Annotated in this window: 27 protein-coding genes; 21 read left to right on the forward strand and 6 right to left on the reverse strand. The window is 33.4% G+C overall.

Annotated features, from left to right (window positions below; all coding sequences use genetic code 11):
- Positions 1-566: 566 nt before the first annotated feature.
- Positions 567-968, reverse strand: a complete 402-nt coding sequence (locus QZN33_RS09140) for a pyridoxamine 5'-phosphate oxidase family protein (RefSeq protein ID WP_296791385.1) — start codon at positions 966-968, stop codon at positions 567-569.
- 225 nt (positions 969-1193) lie between these two features.
- Here QZN33_RS09140 and QZN33_RS11760 point away from each other — a divergent pair, with 225 nt between their 5' ends.
- The 7 genes from QZN33_RS11760 (at position 1194) to QZN33_RS09170 (ending at position 3604) form a co-directional block, all read left to right on the forward strand.
- Complete coding sequence (locus QZN33_RS11760) at positions 1194-1370, forward strand: SWIM zinc finger family protein (RefSeq protein WP_369333252.1); 177 nt, start codon at positions 1194-1196, stop codon at positions 1368-1370.
- Positions 1371-1540: 170 nt separating this feature from the next.
- Positions 1541-1789: a hypothetical protein gene (locus QZN33_RS09145; RefSeq protein WP_296791388.1), complete on the forward strand. Its 249-nt coding sequence runs from the start codon at positions 1541-1543 to the stop codon at positions 1787-1789.
- A gap of 465 nt (positions 1790-2254) precedes the next feature.
- Positions 2255-2830 (forward strand): acyltransferase, encoded by a 576-nt coding sequence (locus tag QZN33_RS09150; protein WP_296791534.1) that lies wholly within the window; start codon positions 2255-2257, stop codon positions 2828-2830.
- Positions 2831-2948: 118 nt separating this feature from the next.
- Positions 2949-3098 (forward strand): hypothetical protein, encoded by a 150-nt coding sequence (locus tag QZN33_RS09155; protein ID WP_296791392.1) that lies wholly within the window; start codon positions 2949-2951, stop codon positions 3096-3098.
- 40 nt (positions 3099-3138) lie between these two features.
- The gene (locus QZN33_RS09160) at positions 3139-3297 is read left to right on the forward strand and encodes a rubredoxin (protein ID WP_296791395.1); all 159 of its coding nucleotides are present in this window, start codon (positions 3139-3141) and stop codon (positions 3295-3297) included.
- 67 nt (positions 3298-3364) lie between these two features.
- Complete coding sequence (locus tag QZN33_RS09165; RefSeq protein WP_287412284.1) at positions 3365-3484, forward strand: rubredoxin-like domain-containing protein; 120 nt, start codon at positions 3365-3367, stop codon at positions 3482-3484.
- 9 nt (positions 3485-3493) lie between these two features.
- Positions 3494-3604: a rubredoxin-like domain-containing protein gene (locus tag QZN33_RS09170; RefSeq protein ID WP_292742119.1), complete on the forward strand. Its 111-nt coding sequence runs from the start codon at positions 3494-3496 to the stop codon at positions 3602-3604.
- Positions 3605-3614: 10 nt separating this feature from the next.
- Here the strand turns inward: QZN33_RS09170 and QZN33_RS09175 are convergent, their stop codons facing one another.
- A complete protein-coding gene (locus QZN33_RS09175) occupies positions 3615-4214 on the reverse strand; it encodes a YigZ family protein (RefSeq protein ID WP_296791402.1) in 600 nt (199 codons plus the stop codon).
- Between the two features lie 64 nt (positions 4215-4278).
- Here QZN33_RS09175 and QZN33_RS09180 point away from each other — a divergent pair, with 64 nt between their 5' ends.
- Entirely contained in the window at positions 4279-4677 is a 399-nt protein-coding gene (locus tag QZN33_RS09180; RefSeq protein WP_296791406.1) for a hypothetical protein, read from the forward strand.
- A gap of 24 nt (positions 4678-4701) precedes the next feature.
- Here the strand turns inward: QZN33_RS09180 and arfB are convergent, their stop codons facing one another.
- The 3 genes from arfB to QZN33_RS09195 form a co-directional block, all read right to left on the reverse strand.
- The gene (gene arfB, locus QZN33_RS09185; RefSeq protein WP_296791409.1) at positions 4702-5394 is read right to left on the reverse strand and encodes a 2-amino-5-formylamino-6-ribosylaminopyrimidin-4(3H)-one 5'-monophosphate deformylase; all 693 of its coding nucleotides are present in this window, start codon (positions 5392-5394) and stop codon (positions 4702-4704) included.
- Between the two features lie 9 nt (positions 5395-5403).
- On the reverse strand, positions 5404-5886 hold the full coding sequence (locus tag QZN33_RS09190; RefSeq protein ID WP_296791412.1) for an RNA-binding protein: 483 nt from the start codon (positions 5884-5886) through the stop codon (positions 5404-5406).
- 61 nt (positions 5887-5947) lie between these two features.
- Entirely contained in the window at positions 5948-6412 is a 465-nt protein-coding gene (locus tag QZN33_RS09195; RefSeq protein WP_296791417.1) for a type II toxin-antitoxin system antitoxin SocA domain-containing protein, read from the reverse strand.
- A gap of 289 nt (positions 6413-6701) precedes the next feature.
- On the opposite strand from QZN33_RS09195, the gene QZN33_RS09200 reads away from it, so the two are divergent.
- The 4 genes from QZN33_RS09200 (at position 6702) to QZN33_RS09215 (ending at position 8139) form a co-directional block, all read left to right on the forward strand.
- Positions 6702-6932: an LSm family protein gene (locus QZN33_RS09200; RefSeq protein WP_116591755.1), complete on the forward strand. Its 231-nt coding sequence runs from the start codon at positions 6702-6704 to the stop codon at positions 6930-6932.
- A gap of 44 nt (positions 6933-6976) precedes the next feature.
- Complete coding sequence (locus tag QZN33_RS09205) at positions 6977-7165, forward strand: 50S ribosomal protein L37e (protein WP_296791420.1); 189 nt, start codon at positions 6977-6979, stop codon at positions 7163-7165.
- Positions 7166-7322: 157 nt separating this feature from the next.
- Positions 7323-7733 (forward strand): hypothetical protein, encoded by a 411-nt coding sequence (locus tag QZN33_RS09210; protein WP_296791424.1) that lies wholly within the window; start codon positions 7323-7325, stop codon positions 7731-7733.
- A 10-nt stretch (positions 7734-7743) separates the two neighbouring features.
- Positions 7744-8139 carry a hypothetical protein gene (locus QZN33_RS09215; protein WP_296791427.1) on the forward strand — a complete coding sequence of 132 codons (396 nt, stop codon included), beginning with the start codon at positions 7744-7746 and terminating at the stop codon, positions 8137-8139.
- Between the two features lie 9 nt (positions 8140-8148).
- Here QZN33_RS09215 and QZN33_RS09220 read toward each other — a convergent pair whose 3' ends face one another.
- The gene (locus tag QZN33_RS09220) at positions 8149-8484 is read right to left on the reverse strand and encodes a hypothetical protein (protein ID WP_296791430.1); all 336 of its coding nucleotides are present in this window, start codon (positions 8482-8484) and stop codon (positions 8149-8151) included.
- A 162-nt stretch (positions 8485-8646) separates the two neighbouring features.
- Between QZN33_RS09220 and rnc the strand changes: the two genes are divergently transcribed.
- The 9 genes from rnc to QZN33_RS09265 all read left to right on the forward strand — a co-directional run bounded on the left by rnc (position 8647) and on the right by QZN33_RS09265 (position 15943).
- Entirely contained in the window at positions 8647-9324 is a 678-nt protein-coding gene (gene rnc / locus QZN33_RS09225) for a ribonuclease III (RefSeq protein ID WP_296791433.1), read from the forward strand.
- The gene (locus QZN33_RS09230; protein WP_296791436.1) at positions 9317-10783 is read left to right on the forward strand and encodes a homoserine O-acetyltransferase; all 1467 of its coding nucleotides are present in this window, start codon (positions 9317-9319) and stop codon (positions 10781-10783) included. Before rnc ends, QZN33_RS09230 begins: the two co-directional genes overlap by 8 nt.
- A gap of 81 nt (positions 10784-10864) precedes the next feature.
- Positions 10865-11509, forward strand: coding sequence for an AzlC family ABC transporter permease (locus QZN33_RS09235; protein ID WP_296791536.1), 645 nt, complete (start codon positions 10865-10867; stop codon positions 11507-11509).
- Positions 11509-11823 (forward strand): AzlD domain-containing protein, encoded by a 315-nt coding sequence (locus QZN33_RS09240; RefSeq protein WP_296791438.1) that lies wholly within the window; start codon positions 11509-11511, stop codon positions 11821-11823. The genes QZN33_RS09235 and QZN33_RS09240 overlap by 1 nt, the downstream gene beginning before the upstream one ends.
- Positions 11824-12480: 657 nt before the next feature.
- Positions 12481-12717: a helix-turn-helix transcriptional regulator gene (locus QZN33_RS09245; protein WP_292744395.1), complete on the forward strand. Its 237-nt coding sequence runs from the start codon at positions 12481-12483 to the stop codon at positions 12715-12717.
- 9 nt (positions 12718-12726) lie between these two features.
- Positions 12727-13458 carry a DUF4013 domain-containing protein gene (locus QZN33_RS09250; protein ID WP_296791441.1) on the forward strand — a complete coding sequence of 244 codons (732 nt, stop codon included), beginning with the start codon at positions 12727-12729 and terminating at the stop codon, positions 13456-13458.
- A gap of 63 nt (positions 13459-13521) precedes the next feature.
- A complete protein-coding gene (locus QZN33_RS09255; protein WP_296791443.1) occupies positions 13522-14238 on the forward strand; it encodes a hypothetical protein in 717 nt (238 codons plus the stop codon).
- Positions 14239-14287: 49 nt separating this feature from the next.
- Positions 14288-15205 carry an ABC transporter ATP-binding protein gene (locus QZN33_RS09260; protein ID WP_292741394.1) on the forward strand — a complete coding sequence of 306 codons (918 nt, stop codon included), beginning with the start codon at positions 14288-14290 and terminating at the stop codon, positions 15203-15205.
- Positions 15206-15217: 12 nt separating this feature from the next.
- Complete coding sequence (locus tag QZN33_RS09265) at positions 15218-15943, forward strand: ABC transporter permease (protein ID WP_292741396.1); 726 nt, start codon at positions 15218-15220, stop codon at positions 15941-15943.
- Positions 15944-15950: the final 7 nt, after the last annotated feature.

The following is a 15950-nucleotide window of genomic DNA, read 5'->3' on the forward strand; positions in this document are numbered from 1 at the left end:
CCACCTATTTATTAAATTTAACTATTTTTAGATAAAATTAAAAATTCACAACTAATTTTCATCAAAAAATTTCAAATCAACAAAGTTTTTGAAAGAGTCCTTTTAGGTTATGAAAAAATATTTTAAGTATTGAAATTAAATATTATTCATTGTTAATTTTGATTTTAACATTCTTAATCGTTAAGTAATATAATGTGAATTATGGAACTTGTTGTGGGATTAGTTCCTCAATAAAATATATATTTTTTAGCTCTATTCTTCAGACCTTCATCAACTACTTTTCAAGAACATGTTTCTATTTCAATGGCTGCCGTTAATGTTAATGTGGTTCTGGCTCAGCTATCGTTAATGTTAATGTTGGTGTTAATTTAATCAATGATGATTTCTTTTGCTTTAATTATCTGATTTGAATTTCACATTAACGCCAATGGTTGTTAATGTTGTTCTTTTCCAAACCCTTGCATATACATGTGAAAACAACTTTTAAAATGGCAATCGTTAATGTTAATGTTGTTTTTAAAAAAAGATTTGTGAAATGAGTAAATATTCTCATTTCTATTTTGGTTTTATAATTCGTAGGATTTTGGTGGGTTTCCGGAGAAATCAGCAATAGTTGCTTTGCCGGTTACTGTGAATACTTCAAATGTTGGATTGTCTGCGGTTTCGTATAATGTTTTAACTAATTCATTGGAGTCTATTACTTTTTGTTTTAAGTCTAAACTGTCAGTGAATTCTACTTTTCCTGCAATTCTTAACCATGCAAATTCAGGAGTTGCAACAACCATTTCACAGTTAGGGTTTGCATCTAATTCTTTAAACATTGGTTTGGTGTTTGCTGTACAGAAGTATGGTTTTCCATCTTCTTCAAAGTAAAATAGTATTGGTCTTACTTTTGCATTTCCGTCAAGTCCACTGGTTGCTAAATATATTAAAGAGTTTTCTTTTAAAAATTCTATTACATCGCTCATTTTTTAAATCTCTTAATAGTTTGTTGTTTATAGTTTATTTTAAGGTATATAAATCATTTTGTAACCAGCAAGTTACTTAGTTACCATTTGGTGACTAACTCTATTACTTAATTTATTATATATGTATATAAAAAAAGATAATAAAATATTAATCATGACATTAATAAAAGAATTGATGGTGTTCAAATCATTGCAGAAATTGAGTCATTCAAAGTCACTACATACATTCAATATAACAGCCCTACCTATGCATCATGCAACTGTCCTAAAAAATACCAATGCAAACATGAAGTGGCTCTGATATACTATCTTATAAATCATTCTGAAATATATGTGAGGGAACTGAATTTAAATGAGATGGTTAAGCTGCAGATGAAAACCTGCTTAAAAAATTCCTTTTAACCGAACTTGAATCAGATAAAGAACTTAAAAAGAGATTCCTCAATGAGTTTAAAAACAGCCCTATTGACAAAAAGCATTATGATGATAAATTATCTAAAGTTTTCAGAACGGGCAAAGGCAGAGATTTCAAACTTCACGGAATTTATGATCTGGATGTGATGGAGAACAGCTTGGAGGACTTTCTCATCCATGACATTTCAGACGTATTGTCATCCGGTGAATATGATTTGGCCTGCCATTTACTCTCAAGGATTGCTGATGTGCTCAATGATGAGGTGGCCAGCACTTATGATTCATGGGATAATCTTGTTGACGAGTTTTTCGAACAAGTAGATGTCTTGTCCGCTTCAATACATCTGGATGCTGATAGGATGAATGATCTGTATTCAAGAATGGATGTTATCAATGATTTGTTGTGAGTGATAACTATTCAATCCTGAGTCATTTTTTAACGAATATTTTTCATGAAATTCACTTTAACGCCACAGTATTGTCATTAAAAAACTTCAAAAATTAACCAGTTAATATATATACTAATTAAAAACATATATTAAATTAATATTCAATTAAATTTAATTAAAGAAAGGTTTGATAATATGGTCAGATTCTCACAAAGTCTTGATGATAAACAAAGGAAAAATCGAGAAAACCCTTACGAGCAGGTCAAGGATAATCATCATTATTATTCTCATGAAGAAAGACAGCCTCATGTAGTCCGCAGGCCTACTGAGGATAGACTCTATGCTCGCCCACCTCAAAAACCAGTTTATCAGGAACCTGCATATCAAAGGCAGGACAATTTCTACAGACATCCTCAAAGAGAGGAAACTGAAGAGATTATTTACGAAAGACCTGTTATTGAAAGGGAATCTGTTAAACCTGACCTGTCAAAACCTGAACTTAAATTCCCTGCCGATCAAAACATCCAGTTCGGTGTTGAATATTCTCCAAATTCAAGACCTCCTGTAATAGGTAAAAACTACACAATCAGGTCAAATTCAATCATCTATAACGATGTGGTTATCGGAGACAATTTCAGAACAGGACACAATGTTGTCATTCGTGAAAACACCAATATCGGAGATGATGTTTTAATCGGAACAAATACTGTCATTGAAGGGGATGTAATTATTGGAAATGACGTCAGCATCCAGTCCAACGTCTATATTCCAACCAATTCTGTAATTGAAGACAATGTATTTATCGGACCATGTGCCTGTTTTACAAATGATAAATACCCTGTAAGAATTAATTATGAACTTCAAGGGCCTAAAGTAAGGCGTGGAGCATCCATTGGTGGTAATACAACATTTCTCTCCAACGTTGAAGTTGGTGAAGGTTCTATTGTTGCTGCAGGAGCTATTGTAATACATTCAGTTCCGCCGTTCTATCTGGCTATAGGAACACCTGCACGTATCAAACCGCTTCCTGATCATTTGAAAGTTCCTAACAGATTCTAAATTTATAAGATATTTAATTGCACGGTCAATATAAAATTTTTTTAAACATATAACTCTAATCCACAATTATTTAAAATAACAAATATAAAAATATTATTAATCTGTTGAGGATGATTATATGGCAAGCAAAGTTAATTCAACACCTACTTTAAGTGGTATGGATGCTGAAAAATTTATTGAAAAATTAAATACGCCTTCAACTGATGATGAATTAAGGTCTTTGAAAAAATCTGATGAAACATTTAAAAAAATTAAATATGTTCGTTAATTTTTTCAATTATCTGATTAATTTTTAGGAGATTAAGATTATGGCTCAATATAAGTGTAAAATCTGCGGTTACGTTTTTGATGAAGATAATATTGAAGAAGGATTAAACATTCCTGAAGGAACCAAATTTGAAGATTTACCTGCTTCTTTCAAATGCCCTAAATGTCGCATGGCAAAGGCTATGTTTGAAAAAATTTAAATAGTTTTATATATTACTAATAAATAAAGTAATATTAATCAAAAATTTTATAAGGAGATTGTTAAATATGGCAAAATTTAAATGCAAACTTTGCGGATACACAACCGAAGAATTCGATGAATTACCAGAAGACTACAAATGTCCAATGTGCGGCGCTACCGCTGACATGTTTGAAAAAGTAGAATAGGTGTTTCGGATGGCATTTGTCTGCAAAGTATGTGGATTCGTTTTAGAAGAAGACGAATTACCAGAAGATTACGTATGCCCAGTTTGCGGCGTACCTGCAGCTAATTTTGAAGAACAATAAGTTCTTCATTTTATATTTTTTCTAAAAATTGCTTATTTTTAAAACTAGTTTTTATTTTACCTGAGTATTTTTCAAATATTTTTTCAATGTCTCTTGCGTCCTTTGATACAACATCATAGCTGACCTTATCGGAATAGTCCTTATCAATGACTTCAAGACTGTTGTTTCTAACTTCAGTATCAGCTGTTTTTATTTCTGAGTATTCAAATGTTATAGTATAGACTTCATACTCTTCAATTTCAAGTATTTCAGCTTCGCCGATTGCTTCCATAACTGATTTTGAATATGCTCTTACAAGACCCCCTGCACCAAGCTTGATTCCTCCGAAGTATCTTGTAACTACTGCTGTAACATTGTGAAGCTCGTTTTTTCTTAAAACATTGATCATAGGTTTTCCTGCAGTTCCTCCAGGCTCTCCGTCATCATCAAAACCCTCTCCGTCACTTGCGATGTATGCTGTGCAGTTATGGGTTGCGTCTGCATACTGCTGGTTCAGTTTCTGTATGACCTCTTTGGATTCCTTTTTGGTTCTTGTCGGAACGAGAGAGCAGATGAACTGTGATTTTTTAACATTGATTTCGCTTTGAACTGCTTTTTTTATAGTTTTCATTGTACCATATCTTTATATATTTAATCAAATATATTATTGTTAGTAAATTTTAAAGGTGTTATAAATGTCAAGTCGTTCAGCTACTATATTGGTAATTTTTGTTGTAGCATGCGTAGCTTTTTGCTTAGCTAGCGTTTTTGGAGCTATGACCGGACCTATATCCATTTTGCCTAATGAAAGTAATAATGGAAGTGTCCTTGATAATCTGTCAGCGATTACAGATTCTGATGATAATTATGATACTTACGGATATGACCAGTCCAGTCAATCTAATGATTATAGTTCAAGTAGTTCACAATCAAGTGAGCCAACTGTAGAGACTACTACTGATCAGTCTTCTTCAAGTTCGTCTCATACGTCTAGTGAATCATCAACAGATGTAGAAACTACTATTGACAATAGTAAAGTTAGTGATTCTTCACAAAATGAAGAATCTGCTAATCCTAAGAGTAATACTAAATAATTTATTATTCTCTTTTTTTTCTTTTCAAAAATCTAATAATTTTTCAATATCTAACAAAACAGAGTTAATTGCCAGATTAAATAGTCTGTGTCCGTATTCTTCATCAACGTAAACGCCGTTTTCTTCAACGTCACGTGCACCTTCTTCAATGTTTGGATCATCTTTTCTAGCTTGTGTAAAACCGTACAGACCTACTTCTTCGTATTCTTTAACATTTGCCTGATTTTCAACTTCATCTTCATTGACAATCCCTAATACTTTAGCCATTGACAGCTCTCCGCTTCCTCCGTGAGGACCTTCTGAAGAGATTACCTTGTTGTTGAATGTTATTGCAAGACCTGTTTTATCTTCAATGTCCCATAATTCAGCTACTAAAGGTATATTTCCACCATGTGCATTGACAATAATGACCTTTTCAACGTCCAGGAATTTTTTAGCTGAATTCAGGGTAGTTATAACATTTTCCTTTAACACGTCAAGTGAAACGTGAACTCCATGGTCTATTGTATCCAGTTCGTAAGCAGGGAATATGATTCCTAAAAATTTGGCACCGCTTAAAAGGGATGACTGAAAGGCAATGTGTGCTGCGATTTTAGCGTCTGTATCTATAGGAAGTGCCGGGCCGTGGTTTTCAAGGTGAGATCCGAGGGCTATTATTCCGACTTTGTGGACTTGGGGATTTTTAATGTTTCCGGCTCTGTATCTTAGCTCTGCCATAAAACCACCTTATATTTCAAAGTTCCAGATATCGTCGCCGACATAATGTTTGGTTTCAACAGCTTTTCCTGAGTCATTTTCAACCATTTCTTCGCCGCTGATTAAACTTACTCCGATAGCCAGAGGTTTTCCGTGTGTTTCATCAATGATTAAAACAATATCTCCCGGTTCAACATTTTCTGAAGCCGCTACAATTCCAGGACTCATGATGTCTGCACCGTTGCTTACGAATCTGATAGCACCCATGTCCACGGTAACGGTTTTTGCATCGATTTTGTTTGCAAGTGCAGCTTTCAGTGTTGGAAACGGTTTTTCATCAATAATTATAATGTAAGGTTCACCATCAACTAAAATGAATGAATTAGGTTCTGCTTCAAGTATCTCAACATTTTTCTTGCCTTGAAGTAACTCGCCATATTCGCCTAATTCTGCTTTTATCTCTTTAATTTTCTTTTTTTTCAGGAAATTTCTTTTTTTAACTTTTATAGCCATGATTATCCCATAGTATTTTTATTGAATAATATTTTGTATTTGAAATTAATAAATGTAATTATTACCTTAAAAACACATCATTATAATTAATTTCATCACCCAGTTCAGTATTGACTAACGGCTTGTCATGCCATGCAAAACGTGTTATTGAAGTTGCATTGCTGTCACTCAGCTTTCTGATTGATGAGTTGATTACCCTAAGCTCTTGGGGTGTGAACTTGAGAGATGGAATTGATGTGGGATAGTATCTGTGGATTGTTCTTGTAAAATAGGGTTCCTTTCTTAAAAACAGCTGGTTTTTGTCGATTAGACTTTGTGTAATCTCTTTAAAGTGTTTTGGCTTTATGCCTTTTCTTGATTTGATATAGGTTTCTTTTGTTAAAAAATCGCCGTATAATTCGTAATAGTTAAAGTCAATGAAATACATCACGGTACACAGAACAGTCTTGCCTAAATTCGGTTTGTTCAGGCATTTGAATAGGATGTACATAATTAGATTGATATATTTCTCTTCGTTGATTCTCATTATATGACCTGATGATGGTTGGGTGCATAGACTTATGTCATTGAGTAGATAAATATCAAGTCCTAGAGAGCATTTGATAACTAATTTAAATAGTGGTTAAGCTAATTATTTATTATTAAGATTAATATTTCACTATTTTTGCTTAAAATAAGGTAACCTTTATATAGTAGGTTAGTTATAATTAATAGTATTAGTTTTAATTAGGTTTTGTCTTATCTTAACTTGATTATATTATGAATTTATTAATTCAAATTAAAAACTAAAATTTTTGATAATATAAGGTGATATAATGAGCGGACAAAATGTTCAAAGACCACTTGACGCATTAGGAAAATCTGTGGATTCTCCAGTTTTAATAAAACTTAAAGGAGATCGTGAATTTAGAGGAATACTTAAGAGCTTTGATTTACACATGAACTTAGTTCTTAATGATGCAGAAGAGTTACAAGACGGAGAAGTAACCAGAAGACTCGGTGTTGTACTCATAAGAGGAGACAATATTGTTTATATTTCACCATAAATATTATTTGATCATATTCTAACTATAGCTAAGGAGGTGTATCAATGTCAAAGGGAACTCCATCAATGGGTAAAAAGAATAAAAAGACCCATATCAGATGCAGAAGATGTGGTAGAAACACTTACCATATACGTAAAAAAGTATGTGCTTCTTGCGGATTCGGTAAATCCAAAAAACTAAGAAGATACAACTGGCAAAATAAAAAACCAACTACTAGGCAAAGATTAGTATAAGTTGGTTAATTTTGAAGATTATTTTAATAATCTTCTTTCAAATCTATTTTTCAACTACTTTCAACTAATTTATAGACAACTTTTTTTTAGATAAGCTTATATAACAATTGCTTTAATAATTTAGTTATAACTAAAAATTTTTCAGGAGGCTCATTTTATGGTAGATATAAATGATGTAGCTAAAGAAAATGATGTTAATTTAGAAAACTGTGTTGTTTTTATAAGAGGTAAAGATGATATATTGGCTGTAGACATTTCCAATGCAGGAATCAGACAAAGAAGTGATGATACTATGGGATTCACTTTCTCTTTATCACCAAAACAGGCTTTGAAACTTGAGGAATACTTCAACAGATTCGGGACTGGTGAAAAATTCTACTTTGACATTTCACAGACCGGTTACAGGCCTGTCTATTACAGAGGTCTGTCTCCTTTGACCAAGGAAATCAGTCAGGAATATCAACCTAAATTCAATATAACCTTATTTGCACAGAAAGCTATTGTAGAGCCGGATGATTCATATTTTGCTCCGACATGCGAGTGCTGTCAGTTCTGTCATATTGATTAAACGGTGCATCATGTCAGATTTTGAATTCTCAGACAAAATTACAATAACTAAAAAAAATTCAGGCCAGAGCATCGATCTTGACCAGAGTAAAGTTCACATCCGTGAAAATCAGAAGGGAATAATGGCTGTCAGCTATGTTGCTCCGATATTTGAAATAATGGATATAGAAGACTTTTTCTCAGACGTAATTGGTTCTGAAAAATTAAGTGTTGATATTGGTGGGTCAGGAGAATTTACAGTAGCATTCAGAGGTCTTGTTGATGGGAAAGGCAAAAATTTCCCTCAAAACATTGACCATAAGATTATTCTCATGCAGGTGTCAAAAAATCTTGATTATCGCCAAAATATGCAGGTTACCGGTTTTTCCAAATTTAAACTAAGGGATGAAATTTCCGATGATAATTAAGATGAATTTTCATAATTCATCTTCAACTGCATCCCATAAATCAACTGCCCAGCCTTGGCCTGCATCAATTACCATGTCAAGCAGTCTTACTTTTCCGTCACGTATTCTGAATAGTCTGTAGTCCTGCTGAGGTTTGCGGGAGGTTCCTTCCTTATTGCAGTCAAGGTATAATCCTTCGCTGTATTCTGCTTCAAAATTTCCTGCCTGGACAAAGTCTCCAACAAGGGAATATCCGTTTCTTACGCTTTTATCCAGTTCTTCAACTGTTTTTAACCATCCGCCCTGTGCTCTAAATTTTATGTCGGGATCGACTTTTGTTATTTCTTCTTGCCAGTTTATTATCATATTACCAAATCCTTTTTGATATTACTTTAATGTTGGTTAATATATAAACGAAGAGATAGAGCATTTGAGAAGTAATATTTTTATATAACTATTGTTATATAATAATTATATATAACTTTAATTTCATAATAATATTATTACTAACGAGTCTGAGCTTTTAATATGAATTTATTTGAAAAATTTGGAATTAACAGTAATAATCATGAGTTATATGAAACAGCATTCACACATGGTTCATATAGTACAGAGTATGGTCTGGATTATACTTATGAAAGACTGGAGTTTTTAGGAGACTCCGTTTTAAGTTTGATTGTTTCAGATTATCTCTACAACAAATACCCTAGCTATGAAGAGGGTAAGCTTACTAAATTGAGAGCCAACTATGTATGCCAGAATGCTTTGATTTATTACTCTCATGAATTGGGATTACAAGATTATTTGAAAGTAGCTGTTGAAGAGTCCAACCTGACTAAAAATGAGGTATTGTCCATTACTGCAGATATTTTCGAATCCTTTTTGGGAGCTATGTTCCTGGACCAGGGTATGGAATTTGCAAAGGCGTTTATCGCAAAATATGTATTTCCACATATTGATGATAAAAAGATATTCTTCAGAGACTATAAATCTGCAATAAAGGAATATGGCGATGCTGAAGAGCTGAAAATATCTTATGAGATAGTTAAGGAGTATGGAGTTCCTCATGATAAAACATTCTACATATCCATTCTGATTGACGGTGATGAAATGGGTATAGGCAAGGGAAAAAATAAAAAAGAAGCGGAACAGGCTGCTGCCAAGATAGCTATGGAAAAATTAAATATTGGTGTTATAAATGAATGATGAATCTGTTGGCATTGTCGAGACAAAATATCTGGATATAAATGATCCTATTCACTTGGATAGTGGTAAAACTCTTGACAGTGTTACTGTTGCTTATGAAACCTATGGTGAACTTAACAAAGAAAAATCTAATGCTATTTTAATTTGTCATGCACTAACTGGAGATGCACATGCCGCAGGATGGCATGAAGGTGACAGAAAACCTGGATGGTGGGAAATAGTAATCGGTCCGGGCAAAGCAATAGATACTGACAAATACTTTGTAATATGTTCAAATGTTTTAGGCGGATGCAAAGGAACAACAGGTCCAAGTTCAATTAATCCGAAAACTGGAAAGGAATATGGAATTGATTTTCCAGTAATTACAATTAAAGATATGGTTAAAGTCCAGAAAAAATTAATAGATTCACTTAAAATTGAGCAGTTATATGCAATTATCGGAGGATCCATGGGCGGAATGCAGGTTCTCCAATGGTTAGTGACTTATCCTGAAATGACAAAAAAAGCTGTTCCGATGGCTACAGCAGCAATGTCATCACCTCAGCAGATTGCTTTTAATGAGGTAGGTCGCCAGGCCATATTTTCAGACCCTGACTGGAATGACGGGGATTATTACAGTACAGGTTTAAAGCCTGAAAACGGTTTGTCTTTAGCGCGAATGATTGCTCATATCACATACCTGAGCGATGAGTCAATGGATATCAAGTTCGGACGTGAGCTTCAGGACAAGGACAAAATCAGTTATGATTTTTCAATCGATTTTCAAGTTGAAAGCTATTTGAAGCATCAGGGAGAAACTTTTGTAAAACGTTTTGATGCAAACAGCTATTTATTCATTACAAAAGCTGTCGATTTATTTGACCTGTCAGTCAACAACTCATTAATCGACGGATTTAAAGATATTAAAGCTAAAATTGAAGTAATTTCAGTCGATTCAGACTGGCTTTATCCTACAGAGCAAAGTACAGAGATACTTACGGCGCTTCATGCAAACAATGTTGAAGCTACATTTTCACAAATCAAATCCAACTACGGTCATGATGCATTTCTTTTGGAAACCGGTCAGCTGAACTTTATTTTATCCAAGTTCCTTGCAAACAATGTTGTCAGTGATTTGATGAAAGAGGTTGTCGTTACCATAAAAGAAAATGCAGATGTTCATGAAGCTGCCGAATTGATGCTTTCACGCCAGGTAACTCATATTCCTGTCGTCACTGATGACTACAAGCTTATTGGTATAGTCACCAGCTGGGATTTGTCCAAATCAATAGCAATGGATACCAATCATCTAAAAGACATCATGACTACAACAGTCAAATACTGTTTTGCCGATGATTCCATTGAAAATGTGGCAAGGATGATGGGTGAATATGATATATCTTCACTTCCTGTTGTTGATGAGGATATGAAGGTTTTAGGAATTATCACAACAGATCAAATTAGCCATCTTATGAGCTAATTTCAATTATTTTTTTTTAAAGGAGACATTACTATTTCTCGAAAGTCCAAATTTATTGATGGTGTTAAAAAGGGTGTTCCAATTACATTCGGTTACGTTCCGATGGGAATTGGCTATGCTGCAATTGCAATGAAAGCGGGTTTTACGTCCCTTCAGACAGTTTCAATGTCTGTTCTGGTTTATGCAGGTGCTGGACAAATTATTGCAGCTTCAATGGCTCTCTCATCTGCCAGCGTTATGGCAGTGATATTGACAAATTTTGTTGTAAACCTGAGGTATTTTGTAATGTCCACATGTGTTTTAAATAAAATTGAGGATTCGAATTTGCCTTTGAATATATTTGCTGCTCATGTGACTGTTGATGAATCATTTGCAATGTTTTCACTAAGTGGGGACTCATCAATATGGACTTATCTTGGAATATCTGTCACTTCCTGGCTTTCATGGATTTTAGGCGCAGCAATTGGTGTTGTAACACTTAATCTGCTTCCTGTAATTGTTACAAACAGTTTCAATATTTCATTATATGCATTGTTTGTTGCGATTCTGGTTCCGGCAATAAAAGAATCAAAGCAGATTGCTCTTCTGGTTTTGATAACGGCAGTTTTGAATATATTTTTAAGTCCGGTTTTAGGAAACTGGTCTTTAATTGTTTCTACATTGGTTGGTGCAGCTGTTGGAATGTATATTGTTGATGATGAATACTTGCTTTCAGGTGATGAATAATGGATTACGTCAGTTTGATTATTTTGGGTTGTGCAATAGTAACTTTTATTCCGAGGTTAATTCCGGCTTTATTCATCAATAAACTTAATTTCCCGCCAAAGGTAGAAAAATTCCTGAATTTAATTCCATATACTGCTCTTGCGGCTCTGATTTGTCCGGGAGTACTGACAGTTGACAATCAGCTCTGGTATATCGGTCTTATAGGTGCGGTCGTTGCAGCAGGACTTGCATGGAAAAAGGTTCCTCTTGGAGCTATCGTAATTTTAACAGTTGTAGTTTTAATTACAGTTTATTCAATTGTTCCTTTCTTCTGATTCAAGTTACAATTTAATTTCACTTTAACATTAACTATTTTAGGATTTGGATTTGGTTTTGAAAGGTGTTTGATATATATCTCTGAAGTTGAACAGGTCTTGTTTTGTAAAATCCTTGATGTTAATGTAAAAAACAATCCATTAAATTAAACTTAAAAAATCTTCTTTTAATTTAATCGACTTTAACGTTAATTATTCTGCAGTCAATATATGTGTGAAAAATAGTTTAGTTCCAGGCAGAGTTTTAGGAAAAACGGGTTGGATATTATGGGTTCTTAATTATGATTTTTCTGCTTGGAAGTGATATGTAACATCAAATGTGTTAATCAAATGTTACATATGTTAAAGATGCATTACCTCATATATAAATGTTTTGTTTTTAATTTTATCATTAAAAAACTTGTATAATCATCATAAATTAAAAAATAATAGTTAATAGTTATGTATTATATTTAGATAAATTAAATATATCTAATTTTTGAAAATTACAGTTATATTTTCTATTTTAATATTTTTAAATAAATTTAAATGAATTAATATAAAATAGTAAAGTTTATATACTATGTAATGTAAGATTAACATAAGTAATTATATTTTAACATAATTGCTTAAGTACTTAAATACTTTTTGCAAAAATGAATTAATTTGTGGATTACTATGAGAACCATGATTAAATATTTAAGACAAGAACTCAAAATGAGTCAAAAAGAACTTGGCGATAAAGTTGGAGTGACTCGACAAACCATTAATGCGCTTGAAAACGGTAGATACAATCCATCTTTATTTCTTGCATATGAGATAACCCAAGTTTTTAATAAAATGTTATTTAAAGGAGATCGAGAACAATACTTTGTTATGGAAGATATATTCATTTTCGATGATGATTACTATTAGGTGATAAAAATGATTTTAGACATATATAAAGATGCACTGGAATATTCAGCAAAAGACTGGAAAACCTTGGTGGTATTGGGAGTAATTTCACTATTCAGTTTCTTATTGTTACCTGCATTCATTATTACAGGATACAATTACAGAGTTGTCAATCAGGCAGTACATGGAATAATCAACGGAAAGGATCCTTTGCCAGAATTCACAGATATAATGGGAATGTTTGTTGACGGAATAAAATTCTTCGTTGTTCAGGTGGCATATCTTATTGTACCGGTATTGATATTCATAATATTTGCATTAATTGCAGGAAACATTGGCGGTTTCGCTTCTGCCGTGCTGATGGTTATCGGATGTCTGATAACATTTATCGTTGGTGTTGTTGCATACATAATGAATCAAATGGGAATATGTCACATGGCATACCATGACGGTGAATTTTCAAAAGCATTTGCATTTAAAGAACTCAAAGAGGTCGTTGATGAAGTAGGATGGTTTGAATGCATTGCAACATACCTCGGGCTGATAATCATTACTGTTGTGCTTGCAGTAGTTGTAACTTCAATTATCGGAATGCTCTTTACAGTATTTGGATTTTCCGGATTCATTTTAGGTGTTGACGCAAGCGGAATATTCGCTTTAGGCGCATTCCTCAACTGGTTAATTACCATATTCATTGTAGGACCGTACCTGAGCATATTCAATTCAAGATCTGTCGGATTACTGTACACAATGCAGATATAATTTGAGACAATGGTCAGTGTTGGGAAAATCCCTTCACTGACATTTAACATTAAAGGTGATAATTTGAAAACAAATTCAAAAGTCTTTGGTATCGTCATGGCTCTGCTTGCTATGTGTATTGTAATTTCAGCTGCAAGTGCAGTTGATTTGGCAAATGATTTCAAAAGTAATGATTTTACAGTTAAAGTTGCATCAGGCACAGATTTTACCGAAACAGTACATGTTTCAACAAATGACATGAATTTCATGATTTTTGAAAATTCAGACAAAAATTCCAAAGATGTAAGTTCAATAATGATGTTTAAAGATTCTACAGCCGATAAAAAGGAAATGAATACCTTCATTAAAGATTTGGAAAAGACCGGAGATAAGGTTGAAGAAACTGACAAGTATGTTGCATTGAAAAATACTCAAAAGCTTTCTGACGGCGATATCGGAAGTGATCTTGAAGGTATTTTCAGCATTGCTAATGATGTCTTTTCATCTGAAGGATTAAATGTTTCCGCTGAGGGCAATTCCGTTTCCCTGTCAGGTAAAAGCTTTGAAGTTTCCACACATGATGGCGAAAATATATCAGTCACTCCTGCCGGAGTATCCTTTTCAGGCGGTGCCTCATCAGGCAATGAAAGCGTTAATATTTCAGGGGACGTTAACTCAAGCATTAAAAATTGTGATTATTCAGTTTATTTGAAGAATAATAACGGAGTTTTTGTAATATCTGGAAATAATTTGGAAGTATTGAAATCAATGGCCGAAACAGTTTCTTTTAATGGGAATTAAACTTTTTATTCTCATTTATTTTTTTTAATTTTTTATAGAGGATTTTAACATGGTAGACTACGTCATCAAAACAAACAATTTGTCAAAAATATATTTCAAAAATAAAGTTGTAAATTCAGTTAATATGCATGTTGAAAGAGGAAAAATCTATGGACTTTTAGGTAAAAACGGTGCTGGAAAGACCACAACAATGTGCATGCTTTTAAATCTTACATATCCAAGTGAAGGGGAAATATTTCTCTTTGGAAAAAATCCTAAAAAACATTCCAATGAAATTTATCCAAAAATAGGTTCAATCATTGAAACTCCTGGATTTTATGAAAATTTAACGGCTTATGAAAATTTGGAAATCATTGCTAAACTGAGGGGAGATTATAATCCGTTCAATATCAGTTCAGTACTTGAAATGGTTAATTTAAGCCAAGCAAAATCAAAAAAATTCAAGGATTTTTCATTAGGCATGAAACAGCGTTTGGGAATTGCAGCAGCAATTATGCACAGTCCTGAGCTATTGATACTGGATGAACCCATCAATGGCCTTGATCCATTTGGAATTAAGGAAATTCGTGCATTGCTTAAAAGATTGTCCCATGAATTTGGAATAACTATTCTAATTTCATCTCATATCTTGAGTGAAATAGAAAATCTTGCCGATGTCATAGGTTTCATGGACAATGGCGTTCTGATAGAGGAGATGTCCAGGGATGAGTTATTCAATAGACTGGATAAATTTGTAGAGTTTGAAGTATCAGACATTGATTTGGCAGTAAATATTTTCAAAGAGCTGGAACTTAGAGAAAATATTGATTTCACAGTCAATGGAAATATAATTCGTTTGTATAGTCATTTGAACATGAGAGATAAGTTCAATGCAATATTTGTCAAAGCAGGAATTGATGTGAAAAAAGTAAATCTGTGTGAAGAGAATCTGGAAGAGTTTTTCACAAGATTCGTTTCTAATAATTAAAGGGGAGATTAGATGTTGACTTTTATAAAGATGGAATTTTTAAAACTTAAAAGATCCAAAATATTTTTGTTAAGCATAATAGGAGCCATTCTTCCGCCATTGCTCATGTTTATTGCTGTAACTTCATTTGATGAAGGGCAAACTTTTGAAGCATTATTCACTAATGTTAATATGTACATGTCGGCGATGTTTGCAGTCATGATATTTGCAATAATCATATCATATCTGTTTGGCAGGGAATACAATGAGCATACCCTAAAGACAATGCTGACTATCCCTGTGTCAAGAGGAAAGTTTCTGATAAGCAAATATGTCATGTTTCTGGTTTGGATTGTTATTCTAACAGTGGTGACAAGTCTTTCAACACTCATATTTGGTTTTGCAGCAGGTCTTGAAGGATTCAGTGTAAATCTGTTTTTAGACAGTTTCACTCAGCTTCTCTATGCAAATGTACTGTTATTTTTAACATTCTCTCCATTTGTATTCATTTCACTGCTGATAACAAACATGGTTCCTGCGATGATTGGAGGTGCAGGCCTGTCATTGGTCAATTTGATGGTATATGGCCAAAAATGGGCTCCATTCGTTCCCTGGACATGCCCATATTTAATCGCATCAGGGGAGATAACCGAATATGCAACAAGCATTAGTGTATCGTATAGCATTATTTTAGCCACTTTTGTAATTGGATTAGTGATTTCATACATTTACTTTACAAGAACGGATGTTTCACTTTAGACATTAC

The sequence above is a fragment of the uncultured Methanobrevibacter sp. genome, from assembly GCF_900314615.1.
GTDB lineage: Archaea > Methanobacteriota > Methanobacteria > Methanobacteriales > Methanobacteriaceae > Methanocatella.

What these genes read in the sequence shown, in the direction of transcription:
- QZN33_RS09140 (WP_296791385.1), bottom strand. Translation starts at nt 968, where the DNA reads ATGAGCGATGTAATAGAATTTTTAAAAGAAAACTCTTTAATATATTTA.
- QZN33_RS09155 (WP_296791392.1), top strand. Translation starts at nt 2,949, where the DNA reads ATGGCAAGCAAAGTTAATTCAACACCTACTTTAAGTGGTATGGATGCT.
- QZN33_RS09160 (WP_296791395.1), top strand. Translation starts at nt 3,139, where the DNA reads ATGGCTCAATATAAGTGTAAAATCTGCGGTTACGTTTTTGATGAAGAT.
- QZN33_RS09165 (WP_287412284.1), top strand. Translation starts at nt 3,365, where the DNA reads ATGGCAAAATTTAAATGCAAACTTTGCGGATACACAACCGAAGAATTC.
- QZN33_RS09170 (WP_292742119.1), top strand. Translation starts at nt 3,494, where the DNA reads ATGGCATTTGTCTGCAAAGTATGTGGATTCGTTTTAGAAGAAGACGAA.
- QZN33_RS09175 (WP_296791402.1), bottom strand. Translation starts at nt 4,214, where the DNA reads ATGAAAACTATAAAAAAAGCAGTTCAAAGCGAAATCAATGTTAAAAAA.
- QZN33_RS09180 (WP_296791406.1), top strand. Translation starts at nt 4,279, where the DNA reads ATGTCAAGTCGTTCAGCTACTATATTGGTAATTTTTGTTGTAGCATGC.
- arfB (WP_296791409.1), bottom strand. Translation starts at nt 5,394, where the DNA reads ATGGCAGAGCTAAGATACAGAGCCGGAAACATTAAAAATCCCCAAGTC.
- QZN33_RS09190 (WP_296791412.1), bottom strand. Translation starts at nt 5,886, where the DNA reads ATGGCTATAAAAGTTAAAAAAAGAAATTTCCTGAAAAAAAAGAAAATT.
- QZN33_RS09195 (WP_296791417.1), bottom strand. Translation starts at nt 6,412, where the DNA reads ATGAGAATCAACGAAGAGAAATATATCAATCTAATTATGTACATCCTA.
- QZN33_RS09200 (WP_116591755.1), top strand. Translation starts at nt 6,702, where the DNA reads ATGAGCGGACAAAATGTTCAAAGACCACTTGACGCATTAGGAAAATCT.
- QZN33_RS09205 (WP_296791420.1), top strand. Translation starts at nt 6,977, where the DNA reads ATGTCAAAGGGAACTCCATCAATGGGTAAAAAGAATAAAAAGACCCAT.
- QZN33_RS09210 (WP_296791424.1), top strand. Translation starts at nt 7,323, where the DNA reads ATGGTAGATATAAATGATGTAGCTAAAGAAAATGATGTTAATTTAGAA.
- QZN33_RS09215 (WP_296791427.1), top strand. Translation starts at nt 7,744, where the DNA reads ATGTCAGATTTTGAATTCTCAGACAAAATTACAATAACTAAAAAAAAT.
- QZN33_RS09220 (WP_296791430.1), bottom strand. Translation starts at nt 8,484, where the DNA reads ATGATAATAAACTGGCAAGAAGAAATAACAAAAGTCGATCCCGACATA.
- rnc (WP_296791433.1), top strand. Translation starts at nt 8,647, where the DNA reads ATGAATTTATTTGAAAAATTTGGAATTAACAGTAATAATCATGAGTTA.
- QZN33_RS09230 (WP_296791436.1), top strand. Translation starts at nt 9,317, where the DNA reads ATGAATGATGAATCTGTTGGCATTGTCGAGACAAAATATCTGGATATA.
- QZN33_RS09240 (WP_296791438.1), top strand. Translation starts at nt 11,509, where the DNA reads ATGGATTACGTCAGTTTGATTATTTTGGGTTGTGCAATAGTAACTTTT.
- QZN33_RS09245 (WP_292744395.1), top strand. Translation starts at nt 12,481, where the DNA reads ATGAGAACCATGATTAAATATTTAAGACAAGAACTCAAAATGAGTCAA.
- QZN33_RS09250 (WP_296791441.1), top strand. Translation starts at nt 12,727, where the DNA reads ATGATTTTAGACATATATAAAGATGCACTGGAATATTCAGCAAAAGAC.
- QZN33_RS09260 (WP_292741394.1), top strand. Translation starts at nt 14,288, where the DNA reads ATGGTAGACTACGTCATCAAAACAAACAATTTGTCAAAAATATATTTC.
- QZN33_RS09265 (WP_292741396.1), top strand. Translation starts at nt 15,218, where the DNA reads ATGTTGACTTTTATAAAGATGGAATTTTTAAAACTTAAAAGATCCAAA.